This is a genomic window from Streptomyces silvae (assembly GCF_016745505.1).
GTDB lineage: Bacteria > Actinomycetota > Actinomycetes > Streptomycetales > Streptomycetaceae > Streptomyces > Streptomyces silvae.
Window position 1 is genome coordinate 51,153 of the sequence record NZ_JAERUC010000104.1, and the last position, 16,091, is coordinate 67,243.

General features: G+C 72.9%; 16 protein-coding genes. 4 read left to right on the plus strand and 12 right to left on the minus strand.

Annotation, left to right across the window (positions count from 1 at the left end; translation table 11 throughout):
- Positions 1–103: 103 nt before the first annotated feature.
- From JKV81_RS16525 to JKV81_RS16535, 3 genes are read right to left on the minus strand one after another with little or no spacing between them, the layout of a single operon-like run.
- Complete coding sequence (locus tag JKV81_RS16525; RefSeq protein ID WP_124276897.1) at positions 104–805, minus strand: response regulator; 702 nt, start codon at positions 803–805, stop codon at positions 104–106.
- Positions 802–2,028, minus strand: a complete 1,227-nt coding sequence (gene macS, locus JKV81_RS16530; RefSeq protein ID WP_202076481.1) for a MacS family sensor histidine kinase — start codon at positions 2,026–2,028, stop codon at positions 802–804. The genes JKV81_RS16525 and macS overlap by 4 nt, the downstream gene beginning before the upstream one ends.
- A gap of 60 nt (positions 2,029–2,088) precedes the next feature.
- Complete coding sequence (locus JKV81_RS16535; RefSeq protein WP_099176278.1) at positions 2,089–2,808, minus strand: lysophospholipid acyltransferase family protein; 720 nt, start codon at positions 2,806–2,808, stop codon at positions 2,089–2,091.
- Between the two features lie 215 nt (positions 2,809–3,023).
- On the opposite strand from JKV81_RS16535, the gene JKV81_RS16540 reads away from it, so the two are divergent.
- Positions 3,024–3,803: an alpha/beta hydrolase gene (locus JKV81_RS16540; protein ID WP_202076482.1), complete on the plus strand. Its 780-nt coding sequence runs from the start codon at positions 3,024–3,026 to the stop codon at positions 3,801–3,803.
- Positions 3,796–4,464, plus strand: a complete 669-nt coding sequence (locus JKV81_RS16545; protein WP_202076483.1) for a hypothetical protein — start codon at positions 3,796–3,798, stop codon at positions 4,462–4,464. The genes JKV81_RS16540 and JKV81_RS16545 overlap by 8 nt, the downstream gene beginning before the upstream one ends.
- A gap of 66 nt (positions 4,465–4,530) precedes the next feature.
- Here JKV81_RS16545 and JKV81_RS16550 read toward each other — a convergent pair whose 3' ends face one another.
- The 6 genes from JKV81_RS16550 to JKV81_RS16575 all read right to left on the minus strand — a co-directional run bounded on the left by JKV81_RS16550 (position 4,531) and on the right by JKV81_RS16575 (position 9,547).
- Entirely contained in the window at positions 4,531–5,304 is a 774-nt protein-coding gene (locus tag JKV81_RS16550) for an endonuclease/exonuclease/phosphatase family protein (RefSeq protein WP_202076484.1), read from the minus strand.
- 73 nt (positions 5,305–5,377) lie between these two features.
- Positions 5,378–6,319: an ROK family glucokinase gene (locus JKV81_RS16555; RefSeq protein ID WP_099176282.1), complete on the minus strand. Its 942-nt coding sequence runs from the start codon at positions 6,317–6,319 to the stop codon at positions 5,378–5,380.
- A gap of 75 nt (positions 6,320–6,394) precedes the next feature.
- A complete protein-coding gene (locus JKV81_RS16560) occupies positions 6,395–6,886 on the minus strand; it encodes a DUF5304 domain-containing protein (protein ID WP_129262259.1) in 492 nt (163 codons plus the stop codon).
- 80 nt (positions 6,887–6,966) lie between these two features.
- Positions 6,967–8,148 carry an ArsA family ATPase gene (locus JKV81_RS16565; protein WP_202076485.1) on the minus strand — a complete coding sequence of 394 codons (1,182 nt, stop codon included), beginning with the start codon at positions 8,146–8,148 and terminating at the stop codon, positions 6,967–6,969.
- A gap of 4 nt (positions 8,149–8,152) precedes the next feature.
- On the minus strand, positions 8,153–8,602 hold the full coding sequence (locus JKV81_RS16570; RefSeq protein WP_124276889.1) for an SRPBCC family protein: 450 nt from the start codon (positions 8,600–8,602) through the stop codon (positions 8,153–8,155).
- Between the two features lie 135 nt (positions 8,603–8,737).
- Complete coding sequence (locus tag JKV81_RS16575) at positions 8,738–9,547, minus strand: metallophosphoesterase family protein (protein WP_202076486.1); 810 nt, start codon at positions 9,545–9,547, stop codon at positions 8,738–8,740.
- A gap of 279 nt (positions 9,548–9,826) precedes the next feature.
- On the opposite strand from JKV81_RS16575, the gene JKV81_RS16580 reads away from it, so the two are divergent.
- Positions 9,827–11,623, plus strand: coding sequence for an AMP-dependent synthetase/ligase (locus tag JKV81_RS16580; RefSeq protein WP_124276888.1), 1,797 nt, complete (start codon positions 9,827–9,829; stop codon positions 11,621–11,623).
- An 85-nt stretch (positions 11,624–11,708) separates the two neighbouring features.
- Here JKV81_RS16580 and JKV81_RS16585 read toward each other — a convergent pair whose 3' ends face one another.
- A complete protein-coding gene (locus JKV81_RS16585) occupies positions 11,709–12,851 on the minus strand; it encodes a glycosyltransferase family 4 protein (RefSeq protein WP_202076487.1) in 1,143 nt (380 codons plus the stop codon).
- A 76-nt stretch (positions 12,852–12,927) separates the two neighbouring features.
- Between JKV81_RS16585 and JKV81_RS16590 the strand changes: the two genes are divergently transcribed.
- Positions 12,928–14,184, plus strand: coding sequence for a glycosyltransferase 87 family protein (locus tag JKV81_RS16590; RefSeq protein ID WP_202076488.1), 1,257 nt, complete (start codon positions 12,928–12,930; stop codon positions 14,182–14,184).
- Here JKV81_RS16590 and JKV81_RS16595 read toward each other — a convergent pair.
- On the minus strand, positions 14,141–15,394 hold the full coding sequence (locus tag JKV81_RS16595; RefSeq protein WP_202076489.1) for a hypothetical protein: 1,254 nt from the start codon (positions 15,392–15,394) through the stop codon (positions 14,141–14,143). The genes JKV81_RS16590 and JKV81_RS16595 overlap by 44 nt on opposite strands.
- 16 nt (positions 15,395–15,410) lie before the next feature.
- On the minus strand, positions 15,411–16,091 hold a 681-nt coding region (locus JKV81_RS16600; protein ID WP_202076490.1), incomplete at its 5' end, for a C40 family peptidase.

Below are 16,091 nucleotides of genomic sequence, written 5' to 3' on the forward strand. Positions count from 1 at the left end.
CCTTCGCCGAAGTGAGCTCGCTACGGGCCACGCTAAGGGTGACCCAGGTCACTCTGGGATGGGTGGGACGGTCAATTCCTGTGCCGCGCGGGCCTGTTGTGCGTCAGACGTCGTCGAGTCCGGCCTCGATGGCGTAGCGCACGAGCTCCACCCTGTTGTGCAGCTGGAGCTTGCCCAGGGTGTTCTGGACGTGGTTCTGCACGGTGCGGTGGGAGATGACCAGCCGCTCGGCGATCTGCTTGTACGAGAGTCCCTTGGCGACCAGCCGCAGGACCTCCGTCTCACGGTCGGTCAGCTGGGGGACCGCTCGCTGGTCGGGGGCGGCCGGGGCGGGGTCGGAGGCGAGCCGGCGGTACTCGCCGAGGACCAGCCCGGCGAGGCCCGGGGTGAAGACCGGGTCGCCGGCGGCGGTGGCGCGCACGGCGTCGGTCAGCTCCTGGGTGCTGGCCGACTTCAGCAGATAGCCGGTGGCACCGGACTTGACGGCCTCCAGGACGTCGGCGTGCTCGCCGCTGGCGGAGAGCACCAGGACACGCAGCGCCGGGTGCGATCCGACGAGCTCCTTGCAGACCTGGACGCCGGGCATCCCCGGCAGGTTCAGGTCGAGCACCAGGACGTCGGGGACCGCGGCCCTGGCCCGGCGGACGGCGCCGGGGCCGTCGCCCGCGGTCGCGACCACGTCGAAGCCGGCCTCGGCCAGATCGCGCGCCACGGCGTCGCGCCACATCGGATGGTCGTCGACGACCATCACCTTGATGGCGCGCTCCCCGGATTCCTGTGTCTGCGGTGTACGCGGTGTACTCATCGGGTCGTTCCTGCCTTCCCCCGTGAAACCTTCGGGACCTTCAATTCGACCTCGGTGCCCTGGCCGGGGACCGAGATCAGTTCTGCTGTGCCGCCCAGATCGCGTAGCCGCCCCCGGATCGAGAGGGCGACACCGAGCCGGCCCTCCCCCTCCGCCTGGTCGAGCCTGCCCTCGGGGATGCCCGGGCCGTCGTCCCGGACCGTGACGATCACCTCGTCCGGCTCGTCCTCGACGAGGATCCACGCCTGGGCGTCCGGCCCGGCGTGCACCCTGACGTTGTCCAGCGCGGCGCTCACCGCGGCGGCGAGCTCACGCGCCGCGCCGGCCGGGAGCACCACCGGGGCGCCGGGCTCGGCGAAGCTGACCCGGGAGCCGGCGTGCGGGGCGAGCAGCGCGCGCAGATCGGTCTCGGCGCTCTCCGGCTCGTCCGGCTCGTCGGTCGCCACCGCGCGGACCACCGCGCCCTCGGCGCTGTCCTCGGAGACCCGGGTGGTGGGCACCAGGCCGCTGGAGACCAGGGTGCGCAGGGCGACCTCCTGCTCCCCCGCCATCCGGCCGAGCTCCGCGGCCTCGCCGCCCAGGGCCGTGCCGCGCCGCTGGACCATGGCCAGCACCTGGAGGACGCTGTCGTGGATGTCCCGGGCGAGCCGCTCCCGCTCCCGGGTGGCGGCCTCGATCTCCAGGGCCCGTGCCAGGGTGCGCTCACTGGCGCGGGCCACCTCGACGACGTAACCGATGGCGATGGAGGCGACCCAGACCAGCACCACGTTGTGGAAGGTGTCCTCGCTGGGCTCACCGCGCTCGACGACGTTGGCGACGGCGACGAGGGTGGAGGCGAAGGCCGCCCAGCGCCAGCCGCCCTTGAGCGCGAAGGCGAGGACGGAGCCCGCCGTCCAGATCGACGGCAGCGTCGGGCCGTCCATGTGCTGGGCGTCGAAGTCGGCGAGCGGGGTCAGCAGGACCCCCGTCAGGGCGACGGTGAGGTCCAGGCCGAGGAAGCGCTTGGTGCAGCTGGCCGCGTTGGCGACCCGGGGAAGGGTGGCGAGGGTCCAGAGGGCGAGGATCCCCAGGAAGGCCACGGCCACCCAGGGCCGCTCGTACTTCGCGTGGCCGAAGCCGGCGAGCAGGGCCGCGTAGACCAGTGTCAGCACGCGGTACGCGGTCAGCGCGCGCCACAGCGGCTGCTCGACCGACATCCGTACGACCCGTTCACGCCCCGCCATGTGCACTCCCCCGGTTCCCGCCCCTGTCATGCTGCCCGCTCCGGACGGCCGGCCGCGCTCCTACGCGCCGGACCGGTCCGTCCCCTTGTTCTTCGCCGCCTCGGCGATCTGCCGCTTGGCCGCGGTCGCGTAGATGTCCACGTACTCCTGGCCCGAGAGCTTCATGATCTCGTACATGACCTCGTCGGTCACCGAGCGCAGGATGAAGCGGTCGCCGTCCATGCCCTGGTAGCGGCTGAAGTCGAGCGGCTCGCCGATCCTGATCCCGGGCCGCATCAGCTTGGGCATCACCTGGCCGGGCGGCTGGATCTTCTCCGTGTCGATCATCGCCACGGGGATGACGGGAGCGCCGGTGGCGAGCGCCACCCGGGCGAGGCCGCCGGGCTTGCCCCGGTAGAGCCGGCCGTCGGGCGAGCGGGTGCCCTCCGGGTAGATGCCGAAGAGGCCGCCGCTCTCGATGACCTGGATGCCCGCCCTGATGGCCGCCTCTCCGGCGCCGCGGCCGCCGGAGCGGTCCACCGGGAGCTGCCCCACGCCCTTGAAGAAGGCGGCGGTGAGCTTGCCCTTGACGCCGGGGGCGGTGAAGTACTCCGCCTTGGCGATGAAGGTCACCTTGCGGTCGAGGACGGCCGGCAGGAAGAAGGAGTCGGAGAACGACAGATGGTTGCTCGCGAGGATCGCCGGCCCGTGTGCGGGGATGTTCTCCAGGCCCTCCACCCACGGCCTGAAGGCGAGCTTCAGGGACCCGCCGATGGAGAACTTCATTGCGCCGTAGATCAACTCTGGTGCCTCCTGTGTGCCGTCGATCAGACCTTAACCCGTGGGGCCGCGGCCTCCCCCGTCCGCTCGGGGCGGTGTGCCCCACGGCTGCCCGCCCAGGTGACGGCTGCTCGGGCGGTGACGGCCCTGGTCGGTGTCGGTCCGGTCGCGTACGGTGAAGTCATCCTTTTGCACACCCCCCGCACCCCCGCCCGCTTCATGAACAGGAGACCCCGGTGCCGGTCCTCCCTGGAGCCGAGCCGTTCCGCCACGAGGGCGGAGAGGTCGGCGTCCTCCTCTGTCACGGATTCACGGGTTCGCCGCAGTCCCTGCGCCCCTGGGCCGATTATCTGGCGGAGCGCGGACTGGCCGTGTCCCTCCCGCTGCTGCCCGGGCACGGCACGCGCTGGGAGGACATGGCGGTCACGGGCTGGCAGGACTGGTACGCGGAGGTGGACCGGGAGCTGCGCGTGCTGCGGGCCCGGTGCGAGCAGGTCTTCGTCTTCGGCCTCTCGATGGGCGGTGCCCTGGCGCTGCGCCTCGCCGCGAAGCACGGGGACGAGATCGCGGGCCTGGTGCTGGTGAACCCGGCGAACAAGGTCCACGGTCTCTCGGCGTACGCCCTGCCCGTGGCCCGCCATCTGGTGCGGACGACGAAGGGCCTGACCAGCGACATCGCGCTGGCGGGCGCCGAGGAGGTCGGCTACGACCGGGTGCCGCTGCACGCCGCGCACTCCGTGCGGGCGTTCTTCCGGCTGGTCGACGCCGATCTGCCCCAGGTCACCCAGCCGATCGTGCTGCTGCACAGCCCGCAGGACCATGTCGTGCCGCCGGCGGACTCGGCGCGGATCCTCACCCGGGTCTCGTCCAGGGACGTCGAGGAGATCCTCCTGGAACAGAGCTACCACGTGGCGACGTTGGACCACGATGCGGAGCGGATCTTCGACGAGAGCTACCGGTTCATCGACCGCCTCGCAACCGACGCTGGCAAGAAGGGGAGCACGTCCGGTGGCTGAGCACGACGCGGAGCGCGCGGGCAGTGACGAGGAGCGCGAACCGCGCCCCACGGAAGGTACGGCTGTCCCCGAGGGCACGGAGGGGGTCCCGCTCGACGAGGCCGCCGCCTGGGAGGCGATCGTCGCGGGGTACGGCGAGGAGCCGCCGGACCCGCCGGGCGCCAAGCCGTTCAAGTCGATCGAGGACCTGGCCCTGCTGGAGGACGACCAGCTCAACGTCCTGGATCCCTCCCCGGAGTCCGGTGCGGGCGGGGACACGGACAAGGGCGTGGGCGGGAAGACACCCGGCGGACCGCCGGAGAAGAAGCCGCTCGGCGGTTCCGTCGTCTTCGCGCCCGGGGTCGCGGGTCCGCGCGACTACGGGCTGGCGGAGCCCGGGGACGGCGATGCCGACGATCCGGACGACAGCGAGGAGGGACACTTCGTCCCGCCGGAGCCGCCGCCGCTTCCCGAGGCCGATGTGACGGCCAAGTTCGCCTGGCTCGCCGTCGTCGGCGGTCCGGTGCTGATGCTGGTCGCCGTGCTGATGCAGTGGGAGATGACGTGGTGGCTCACCACGCTCTCCATCGGCGGCTTCCTGGGCGGCTTCGCCACCCTGGTGGCGCGGATGCCCCCCGACGACGACGAGGACGACGACCCGGGCCGCGGCGCGGTCGTCTGACCCGGCCCTGTACGGCCGCCCGGCCCGGGGCCCCGCCCCGGGTCACGGCATCTCCGGCGCCCCCGGTCACGCCCCGGTTCGGTCCCCCGCGGGCACCCTGAGGGCGGCCAGGACGGGCAGATGGTCCGTGGCCGCCCGGAGGTCCGCTGCGGTGACGCCGGGCAGGCTCTCCGGCACACCGCAGCCGAGCACCTCGATGCCGCCGGTCGCGAACACCGCGTCGATCCGCTTGCGCGGCGCACCGGGCGGGAAGGTGAGCTCGCCGCCCCACGGCCGCACGGTCCGGCAGTCCTGGAGACGTCCGGCCAGCCGCCGGAAGGCCTTCCCCTCGGGTACGTCGTTGAGGTCGCCGGCCACGACCGCGTGCGGGACGCCCATCGCGTCGACCCGCTCCAGCACCGCCTCCGCCTGCGCCCGGCGCTCCTCCCCCTGGAGGCTGAGGTGGCAGCTCACGACACCGAGCCGGGTCCCGGCGATCCGTACGACCGCCGTGGCCAGGCCCCGCCGGTGCAGCCCCGGGGTGCGGGGCAGCAGGACGTCCTCGGTGCGTTCCACGGTGGCGCGCAGGGAACAGAGCAGCAGGGGCCCGGCCGCCGTGGCCCCGCCGCTGAGCATCACCAGGTCGGTCATGGCCGCGAGCCGGGCCGCCGCCTTGCGCCAGCGGAAGAAGCGCGGTGCCTCCTGGACGCACACCAGGTCGGGTGCGCAGGCGCGGATGACACGGGCCAGCGCCTCGGTGTCGTCGCGCAGCGAGCGGACGTTGTAGCTGAGCACCCTGATGACGGCCGAACCGTCCGGCTCGGTACGGGAGTCGGGCAGCGGCGTCTCCATCGTGACCATGGAAGGCACGATACGACGGACGCCCGCCGCTCCCCGGGGGGCGCGACGGGCGTCGGACGTACAGCGGGTGGGGTCAGCCCTGGCGTGCCAGGTCCGCCGCGCCCACCAAGCCGGCCTTGCCGCCCAGTTGGGCCGCGAGGACCTGCGCGTGCGGGCGCCACTCGCCGCCGATCAGCCAGCGCCGGAACGACTTGCGGATCGGGTCGAGGACCAGCTCGCCCTCGTCCGAGACGCCGCCGCCGACGATGAACGCCGACGGGTCGAAGAGCGAGGCGAGGTCGGCCAGTCCGGCTCCGGCCCAGCGGGCCAGCTCACGGAAGGAGTCGACGGCGACCGGGCAGCCCTGCCGGGCGGCCTCGCTGATGTGCTTGCCCTCGATGCCCTCCACCGTGCCGTCGCCGAGTCCCAGCAGGATCGGGGCGTTCTCCGGGGTGGCGTTGGCGCGCTGCTTCGCGTACCGCACGAGCGCGCGCCCGGAGGCGTACTGCTCCCAGCAGCCCTGGCTGCCGCAGCCGCAGAGCAGCCCGTCCGGGACGACCCGGATGTGACCGAATTCCGCCGCCACGCCGAAGCGTCCGCGGCGCAGCTTGTTGCCGATGATGATGCCGCCGCCCAGGCCGGTGCCGAGCGTGATGCAGATGACGTCGTCGTGGCCCTGGCCGGCGCCGAAGCGGTATTCGCCCCAGGCGGCCGCGTTGGCGTCGTTCTCGACGACGACGGGCAGGCCGACGCGCTGCTCGACCTTGTCCTTGAGCGGCTCGTGGCGCCAGTTGATGTTCGGAGCGAACAGCACGGTGGCACGCTTGTCGTCGACGTATCCGGCGGCGCCGATGCCTACGGCCTCGACGTCGTGCCCCTCGCTCGCCCCGGACACGGCGGCGCTGATCGCGTCCACGATGCCTTCGGCGGTCGGCGGGGTCGATACCTTGAACGTCGAGAGGATCCGGCCCTCTTCGTCGACCACTCCAGCCGCGATCTTCGTGCCGCCGATATCGACGCCGATGGTGAGTCCCATGAATCCCTCAGTTTCGGTCGAGCCCCGCTACGGCCAACCGTACCCGAGCCGGGGACGGGTATTTCCTGCCCAGGGTCAGTCCAGGTCGATGTGTTCGCTGCCGCCGGGGCCCTCGTCGCGCGGGTCCGAGGGGTCGTCGGCCGCCTTCCTGCCGGTGCCGGGGGTGGATCCCGTGCCGGTGGAGGTGCCTCCGGCTCCCTCGGTGCCGCGGGTCCAGCGGCCCTCCTGGCCCTCGACGGCGGAGCGGTAGGCGGCGAGGAGTTCGTTCCCCGCGGCGGCGAGATGGTCGAAGAGGTCCGGATTGCGCTCGATGACGGGCTCGACCGCGGACTTCGCCTGCCGGATCACCTGCTGGACGGTGCCCTGCGCGGCCATGCCGAGCAGCGGCGACTGGAGCGAGGAGACCTTGTCGGCCACGACGTCGAAGAGCTTGCGCAGCTCCTCGGCGGCGGAGCCGGGCTGCTGTCCGTACTGCGCCCGGCGGCGGGCCTTCTCCGCCTCGAGGTCCTCGGCGCAGGCCTCCGCCCACGCGTCGTCGTCGACGGGACGATCGGTGGCTTCACTCATGGCGGACTCCTGCGACGCGGTTGCCTGCGTGACCGTGCGGGCCACGTACTACCGACGTTACCCGAACGGTGGTACGCCGTTCATGATGTCCGGGGCCAGAGCGCGGGGTCAGGCGTGAACCGGACACGCAGGACACCGTCGGTGAGGGCGGCCCCGGAGACGGTGCAGCGGCGCAGCGCGGACTCCAGGCGGACGATGCGGTGGAACGGTCCCGCGGTGAGCAGCAGTTCGTCGCCGCGCCGGACGAGCTTGAGGTCCTCCTTGACCGCGCCGGGCAGCGGCAGGCACCAGGCGATGACCCCGTCCCCGGCGTCCTCGGTCCACCAGGGGTCCCCGGCGTGTCCCGCGGCCCGGTCGTCGGGCGCGCAGGACTCGGCGAGCAGGGCCAGGTCCTCGGCGGTGCGCGGCTCGCGGCCGAGGTGGGCGGTCTCCCGTACGGATGTCCCGGGCGCCCACTCCTGGTGCCAGTGGTCCAGGCACTTCTCCTGCCGGGCGGCGAGATCGGCGAACCAGGGGTCGGTGGAGTGGCGGGGCAGGACCCGGGTGGCCACGAGGGAGTCGACGCGCAGTCCGTGCAGGGCGAGTCCGGCACGGGCGGAGCGGAGCGCCTCCTGGCCGGCCTGCCCGGGTTCGGCGGCCAGCCGCACGGTGGTCGCCCCGTCCTCGATCAGCGCCTGGACGGCGGCGAGTTCGGCGTCCTTGCGGGCGGCGGCCTCGTACAGCCACTGGGCGGGCATGGGGACGCCGGCGAGCTGGGCGAGCACCGGGCGCAGGGCGCGGGCGGCCTGGCGTTCGCGGGGCAGGAGACGGCGCAGGTAGCGGCGCAGCTGCTCGGGCAGGGCGAGCAGGGCCAGGGCGTCGGCGAGCGGGGGCAGGTCGACGACGAGGACGTCGTAGCCGCGCTCCGCCCAGTCGCCCTCGGCGGCCCGCCGCAGGGTGTGCAGGACGGCGAGCTGGGCGCTGCCCGGCAGTTCGGTGAGCTCCTCGCCGTCGAGCCGGTTGGCGCCCAGCAGGTCGAGCACGCCGGACGCCCGGGCCTGGAGCTCCAGCAGCTCGCCGCGGAAGTGCGCGGCGGAGTCGATGCGGGCGCAGTCCAGCCGCTCGGCCACCTCCACGGGCTCGGCGCCCGCCGGGAAGGCGGGCACGGCGTCGGCGGAGATCAGGAGGGTGCGGCGGCCGTCGCGTGCCGAGGCGAGGGCGGTCGCCGCGGCGACGGTGGTACGGCCTGCGCCGCCGGGGCCGGTGACGAGGACCGTACGCACGTGATCAGGCCTTCGGGACGGACTCGACGCGCTTCTTCAGCCCGGCGAGGGCACGGTCGATGATGACCTTCTCGGCCTTGCGCTTGATCATGCCGAGGAGCGGGATCTTGACGTCGACGGCGAGCCGGTAGGTGACCTCGGTGCGGTCGCCGTCGCCCAGCGGCGCCAGGGCGTAACTGCCGTCGAGGGCGCGCAGCATCTGGGACTTGACCAGGGACCAGTCGACCTCGTACGGGCTGTTCCAGGTGTAGGCGAGGACGTGGTCGTCCTTGATCGCTCCGGCGTCCAGGACGAGGCGGACCTGCTCGGCGCGGCCCTGGTCGTCGGTGGCCAGGATCTCGGCCTCCTTCACCTCGCCGGTCCATTCCGGATAGCGGGCGAAGTCGGCGATCACTCCCATGACGTCGGCCGGTGCCGCCTCGATCGTGATGCTCGAGCTGGTGTGTTCAGCCATCGCCGTGGCCCTCCAGTGCGGTGTACCGGTCGCGTTCGGCAGAGGCCTGCCGTGTGCAGGCTATCGCGTGCCGGTGGCCCGCCCGTCCGCGCCCCGGCCCGTGCCCGGTGGCCGTGTCGCCCACGGGCGGGGTCGTCACCACTCCAGGGCCCAGGGCCGCCCGCTGGAGGCGAAGTGTCCGACGTTGACGCACTCGGTGGCGCCGATCCGCATCCTGCGGACCAGCGGCTGGTGGACGTGGCCGAAAATCGCGTAGCGGGGGCGGGTGCGGTGGATGGCGTCGAGGAGCGCGCGGCTGCCGCGCTCGAAGCGCCGGGCCACGGTGTCGTACGTCAGCTCCGGGACCTCCGGCGGGATGTGCGAGCACAGGACGTCGACCGGGCCGAGGGCCTCGACCTTGGCGGCGTACTCCTCGTCGCTGATCTCGTACGGGGTGTTCATGGGGGTCCTGAGGCCGCCCCCGACGAAACCGAAGACCCGGCCGCCGATCTCGACCCGTTCGCCGTCCAGCACGGTGGTACCGGAATTGGCGTACTCGGGCCAGAGGGTGGGGACGTCGACGTTGCCGTACGTGGCGTAAGTAGGGGTGGGCAGGACGGCGAACATCTCGGCGTACTGATTGCGCACGGCGGACAGGATCGCCGCGTCACGGTCCAGACCGGCCCAGAGCGAGCGGCCGAAGGCGCGCGCCTCGTCGAAGCGGCGCGCGGTGCGCAGTTCGACGATGCGGTCGGCGTTGGCGACCCCGAACAGCTCGGGGAAGATGCCGCGCGAGTGGTCGGCGTAGTCGAGGAAGAGGACCAGGTCACCCAGGCAGATCAGGGCGTCGGCACCGTCCCCGGCACGCGCCAACGCCTCGGTGTTCCCGTGCACGTCGCTGACCACGTGCACGCGTGTCCGTCGGGTGGGGGTTCTGTGCTGATCGTGCGGTGTGCCGGCTCGCATGGAGATCACCCTAGGTCTCCGTCCGCTGCTCTGGGTAGAGGCCGTCGGACCTGCGATTACTTCCGGATCGGGACACGGGTGGACTAATGTGCGCCGAAGGACCACCGATATGTGTGATGCATAAGACATCTGGCCGGAACCCCCTTTCCGGAACCGAGTACCGGTGGGTAACGTCCCGCCAGTCCAGTCGTGCTCACCCCACTGAGCATCTGCCAGTCTTGGACCGATCCGGTGCGTCACACAGAGCCGTGAACCGGAGCCCGATGAGGAGCAGCAGTCTTGCGCGAGTTCAGCCTTCCGGCCCTGTACGAGGTCCCCACGGACGGCAACCTGACGGATCTCATCCGCCGCAACGCCGCTCAGCATCCCGATGTCGCGGTGATGAGCCGGAAGGTGGCCGGCGTCTGGACGGACGTCACGGCGACCCGGTTCCTCGCCGAGGTCTCGGAGACCGCCAAGGGCCTGATCGCGCAGGGCATCCAGCCCGGTGACCGGGTGGCGCTCATGTCCCGCACCCGCTTCGAGTGGGTCCTGCTGGACTTCGCCATCTGGAGCGCGGGCGCCGTCACCGTACCGGTGTACGAGACCAGCTCCCCCGAGCAGGTCCAGTGGATACTCGGTGACTCGGGCGCGGTCGCGGTGGTCGTGGAGAGCGGCGCCCACGCGGAGTCCGTCGCCTCCGTCCGGGACCGGCTCCCGGGTCTGCAGCACGTCTGGGAGATCGACCGGGGCGCCGTCGGCGAGCTCGTCGCGGCGGGCGCCGGGGTCTCCGACGAGACGCTGGACCTGCGCATGGTGAGCGCGAAGGCCGACGACCCGGCGACGATCGTCTACACCTCGGGCACCACCGGCCGCCCCAAGGGCTGTGTGCTGACGCACCGCAGCTTCTTCGCGGAGTGCGGCAACATCGTGGAGCGGCTGAAGCCCCTCTTCCGTACCGGCGAGTGCTCCGTCCTGCTCTTCCTGCCCACCGCGCACGTCTTCGGCCGGCTGGTCGAGGTGGCGTCGGTGATGGCGCCGATCAAGCTCGGCTGCGTCCCGGACATCAAGAACCTCACGGACGAGCTGGCCTCGTTCCGGCCGACGCTGATCCTCGGTGTGCCGCGGGTCTTCGAGAAGGTCTACAACTCGGCGCGCGCCAAGGCCCAGGCCGACGGCAAGGGCAAGATCTTCGACCGGGCCGCCGACACGGCGATCGCCTACAGCCGGGCGCTGGGCACGCCGGAGGGCCCCTCGGTGGGTCTGAAGGTCAAGCACAAGGTCTTCGACAAGCTGGTGTTCAGCAAGCTGCGGGCCGTGCTCGGCGGCCGCGGCGAGTACGCGATCTCCGGCGGCGCCCCGCTGGGCGAGCGGCTCGGCCACTTCTTCCGCGGTATCGGCTTCACGGTGCTGGAGGGCTACGGCCTCACCGAGACCTGCGCGGCCACGGCCTTCAACCCGTGGGACCGGCAGAAGATCGGTACGGTCGGCCAGCCGCTGCCGGGCTCGGTGGTGCGGATCGCCGACGACGGCGAGGTGCTGCTGCACGGCGAGCACCTGTTCACCGGGTACTGGAAGAACGACGCGGCGACGGCCGAGGCGCTGGCCGACGGCTGGTTCCACACGGGTGACATCGGCACGCTCGACGAGGACGGCTATCTCGCGATCACGGGCCGCAAGAAGGAGATCATCGTCACGGCGGGCGGCAAGAACGTCGCCCCCGCGGTGATCGAGGACCGCATCCGCGCCCACGCCCTGGTCGCCGAGTGCATGGTGGTCGGCGACGGACGGCCGTTCGTCGGCGCGCTGCTCACCCTCGACGAGGAGTTCCTCTCCCGCTGGGCCGAGGAGAACGGCAAGCCGGCCGGCTCGACGGCGCTCTCGCTGCGCGAGGACCCCGAGCTGCTGGCCGAGGTGCAGCGGGCGGTGGACGACGGCAACGCCGCGGTGTCCAAGGCGGAGTCGGTACGCAAGTTCCGTGTCCTGGGAGCCCAGTTCACCGAGGAGGCGGGCCACATCACGCCGTCGCTGAAGCTGAAGCGCAACGTCGTGGCGAAGGACTTCGCGGACGAGGTCGAGTCGATCTACCGCGGCTGAACCCGGACGGACGGACAGACGGGAGAGGGGCCCCGCACCGTGGGTGGTGCAGGGCCCCTTTCCCGTACGCCGCGTCCGTTCGCGCTCAGAGCAGCGTCTTCAGCTTCTCCGCGAGCAGGTCCCAGCGCCATTTCTCCTCGACCCATGCCCGGCCCCGCTCCCCCATGCGCCTGCTCAGCGCGGGGTCGCCGAGCAGGGTGACGATCCGGTCGGCGGACTCCTCGGCGGAGCCGCCCTTCACCACCCAGCCGGTCTCCCCGTCGAGCACGGCGTCCGGGGCGCCCCCCGAGTCGCCCGCCACGACGGGCAGTCCGGTCGCGGAGGCCTCCAGGTAGACGATGCCGAGGCCCTCGACGTCGAGCCCGCCGCGCCGGGTGCGGCAGGGCATGGCGAACACGTCGCCCGCGCCGTAGTGGGCGGGCAGCTCCTCCCAGGGCACCGGCCCGGTGAAGCGCACGGAGTCCTCGACGCCGGTCTCGGCCGCCAGCTTCTTCAGCTGCCCGGCGTACGGACCGCCGCCCACGACGAGCAGGACCGCGTCCGGCACCCGGGCCAGGATCGCGGGCATGGCCAGGATGAGGGTGTCCTGGCCCTTGCGCGGCACGAGCCGTGACACACAGACGACGACGGGCCGGTGCGCGAGTCCGAGCCTCGCCCTGATCCGGTCGCCGCCGGAAGCCGGGTGGAAGGTCTTCTCGTCGACCCCGGGCGGCAGCTGCACCATGCGCGCCGCGGCTTCCGGGGTGAGCGCGGCGGCGATCCTGGACCGGGTGTACTCGCCGAGGTAGGTGATCGTGTCGGTGCCCTCGCCGATGCGGCGCAGCAGCTGCCGGGACGCGGGCAGCTGGGCCCAGCCCGCCTCGTGGCCGTGCGTGGTGGCCACGATCCTGCGGGCACCGGCCGCGCGCAGCGACGGCGCCATCAGCCCGAGGGGCGCGGCCGCGCCGAACCACACGGAGGAGCAGCCGTGTTCGCGCAGCAGCCGGACCGCCGTCCGGGTGACCCGCGGGGTGGGCAGCAGCATCGTCGTACGGTCGCGTACGACGGTGAAGGGCTGCTCCGCGTCGAAGGCGGCGGTGGCCTCCGCGCCCTCCGTGCCGCGCTTCCAGGTGGAGGCGTAGACCACGATCCGCTCGGGGTCCATGCGCAGCGCCATGTTGTGCAGGAAGGCCTGGATGCCGCCGGGGCGGGGCGGGAAGTCGTTCGTCACGATCAGCGTCTTGTCCATCGCCGCCGACAGTACCGGGCGGCCCGTCGGCCCTGCCTGACGGCTCCCGCACAGCCCGGGCCTGCATCATGGCGCCATGACGGTCAGGACGGACGCGAGTGGCCGGGCTCTGTCCCTCGCCGTATGGGGCCTCACCCGGGCGGTACTGCTGCTCTGCGTCTTCAAGGTGTTCACGGTGCCGGGCCCCGATGTCACGAGCGACGTCTCGGTGATCTACCGGGGCTGGTACGAGGTGCTCCGCACCGGCACGTACCCGCTGGACGACGTCACCTGGCAGTACCCGCCCGCCGCCGCCCTCGCGGTGCTCTCGCCGGATCTGCTGCCCTTCCTGGAGTACGCCTCGGCCTTCTTCGTCCTCGTGCTGCTCTGTGACGCGCTGGTGTTCGGGCTGCTCCTGTACGCGGGCAGCCGTCCGGGCATGCGGGACGCGGGCGCCTGGCTCTGGGTGGCCGGCGTGCCGCTGCTCGGGCCGACGGTGTACGCCCGCTACGACCTGATGGTGACGGCCGTCGCGGTGGCGGCGCTGCTGGCGGGGGTGCGCCATCCGCGGGTGATGGGGGCGCTGGCCGCCTTCGGCACGCTGCTGAAGGTGTGGCCGGTGCTGGTGCTGGTGGGTACGGCCAAGGGCAGGGCCACTCGCGGGTCCTGGTCGGCGGCGGCGGTGACGGGCGCCGTGCTGGCCCTGGTGGCCGCGGTGGCGGTGCCCGGGGCGTTCGCCTTCCTGACGTTCCAGCGGGACCGGGGTCTGGAGATCGAGTCGCTGGGCGCGCTGGTCTTCCATGTGGCCCGGCAGTTCGGCTGGGAGGGCCGGGTGGAGCTCCGCTACGGCTCGATGGAGTTCGCCGGGCCGCACGTGGCGCTGGTGAGCACGCTGGCCCTGGCGCTGAGCGTGCTCGCCTTCGGCTGGCTGCTGGTCTGGCGGATCCGGGCCCGTACGTTCGCGGTGCACACCCCGGCGGACGCGGCGTTCACCGCGGTGCTGCTGTTCACGGTGACCAGCCGGGTCATCAGCCCCCAGTACATGGTGTGGCCGCTCGGTGTCGCCGCGGTGTGCCTGGTCTTCCGGGGCAGCCGGATGGCGCTCCCCGCGTGTCTGGTCCTGGTGGCCACGGCCGTCACCCTGCTGGAGTTCCCGCTCGGCTTCGTGCACGTGGTGAACAGCGACGGGGAGGGCCTGGAGCTCATGGCCGTACGCAACGGGCTGCTGCTCGCCGCGACGCTGAGCGCCGGGCGGCGGCTCTGGCGGGACACGGTGCCGGGGGCGCGGCGGGGGCGCGCGGCGGAGCGGGTCAGCCCAGCCGGTCGCGAAGATACTCCTGCCAGCGCGCCGTGAAGTCCTGGGGCGTGGTGGAGAGCACCGTGTGCATGGCCTGCTCGACGGCTCCGTCCCGCCCGGAACGGCTCCCCACGGCCTTGTAGAAGGCGATCAGCTCCTCCTCGCCCCAGTCCCGCGCGATCAGCTCGCAGGCCAGCCAGGCGCCCTCGTAGGCCTGTGCGAGCTCCCCGGCGTCCTCGCCGAAGCCGAAGTCCTCGTCGGTCGGCAGCCGCGCGGGCAGGTCGCCGGCGCTGACCGCCTCGGCGAGCTCGGGGGCGATCTCGGGGGCGGTGCGGCTCTCCTCCCGGTAGGCGGTCCAGTCGGCGAACCCCTCGGAGAGCCAGACGGGCGTGGCGGCGGAGGTGTGGGCCCGGGTCGCCACATGGGTGGTCTCGTGGGTGAGGACGACCCGCTGCCCGAAGTCGCCGAGCATCCCGTACGCCTGCGGGTTGACGATCACCCGGTCCGCGGGCGCCCTGCCGGTGCCGCCGACCTCGCCGGTGGTGACGGCGGCTATGCCCCGGTAGCTGGCCGCGGGTGAGTCCAGCAGCTTCGCCATGTCCTCCACGGACCCGGGGACGAGCACCACGATCCGCCCGGCCCAGGGATCCGGCCAGGTGCCGGTGACGGCGGGGACGGCCCGGTCCGCGGTGTCCGCGATCCGGCGCAGCTCGGCCGCCTGCCGGCCGACCCCGAGGACCAGGCTGTGGGTCCCCCGTACGACCTCGACGTCGCCCTGCTGCCAGAGCTGTTCCGGGGTGCCGTCGGCGGCTCGGTCGGCGGCGATGTACCAGGTGCGGCCGTCGCCCCGGCGGACCAGCTCGACCGTGCGGGAGGAGGACATGGGGGCCTTGTCGTAGCCCTTGATCCGGTAGCGCAGCTCGACCTGGGCGGTCACCCGGTCCGCGCCCCCGACGGTCACGTCCTTCACCTTGTACGCCCATGACTCCAGCGGTACGTCGGCGAGGTTGTGCAGCTCGGTGCGCTGGGCGGCCCGGAAGGACGTGGCCCGGGGGTCGAGGGCGGCCAGGTAGGCGCCGGTGTCGTGCTCCATGACCGCCGCGGCCCGGCGGTCCAGAGCGGCGCCGACCTCCTCGGCGGTGATGCCGGTGGCGGAGTCCCGAGGACCGGCGCACGCGGGCGCGAGCAGCAGGGCGGCGGCCACGGCACCGGCCGTGCACCGTCTGCGGGTACGCTCCCGCCGCGCGTCCTGCGTACGAACAGCCATCGGGCCGATCGTACGGTCAGACGCGGGTGACCGAGGAGACGGGCATCATGCCGACGGGGTCGTAGCGCACCGCCGCACCCGGGTGCGGGGCGTGGATGACCTGCCCGTTCCCCGCGTACATCCCGATGTGGCTGGCGTCCGCGCGGTAGGCGACGAGGTCGCCGGGCCGCGCCTCGGCGAGCGGCACCATGCGGCCCGCGTAGCGCTGCGCCTGCGAGGTCCTCGGCAGACCGACCCCGGCCTGCGCGTACGCCCACCGCATGAGTCCCGAGCAGTCGAATCCGTCGGGTCCCTCGGCGCCCCAGACGTACGGGCGGCCCAGCGCCTGCCGTGCCGCCATGAGGGCCGCCAGGCCGCGCGCGGAGGCCGGTGCGCCGTCGGCGAGCGTCCCGGCGGCGCCGGAGCGCGACGCGCGGTCCAGGGACGCGCGGTCGGCGGCGGGAAGGGCGTGCAGCATCTCCCGGGCCCTGGCCAGCTTGGCCACCACGGTGCGCTTGTGGCGGGTTACCGCCGCACGGTCGCGCTCCAGGGCGGCGAGGGCCCCGGCGGCCTCCGCGCGGGTCTGGGCGATCTTCCGCTGGGCCCGGTGGAGCTTGCCCAGAGTCACGGCACGGCGCTCGCCCACGCGGTCCAGGGCGGCGGCCCGGTCCAGGAAGGTGTCCGGGTCCGAGGAGAGCAGCAGCTGGACCGACGGGTC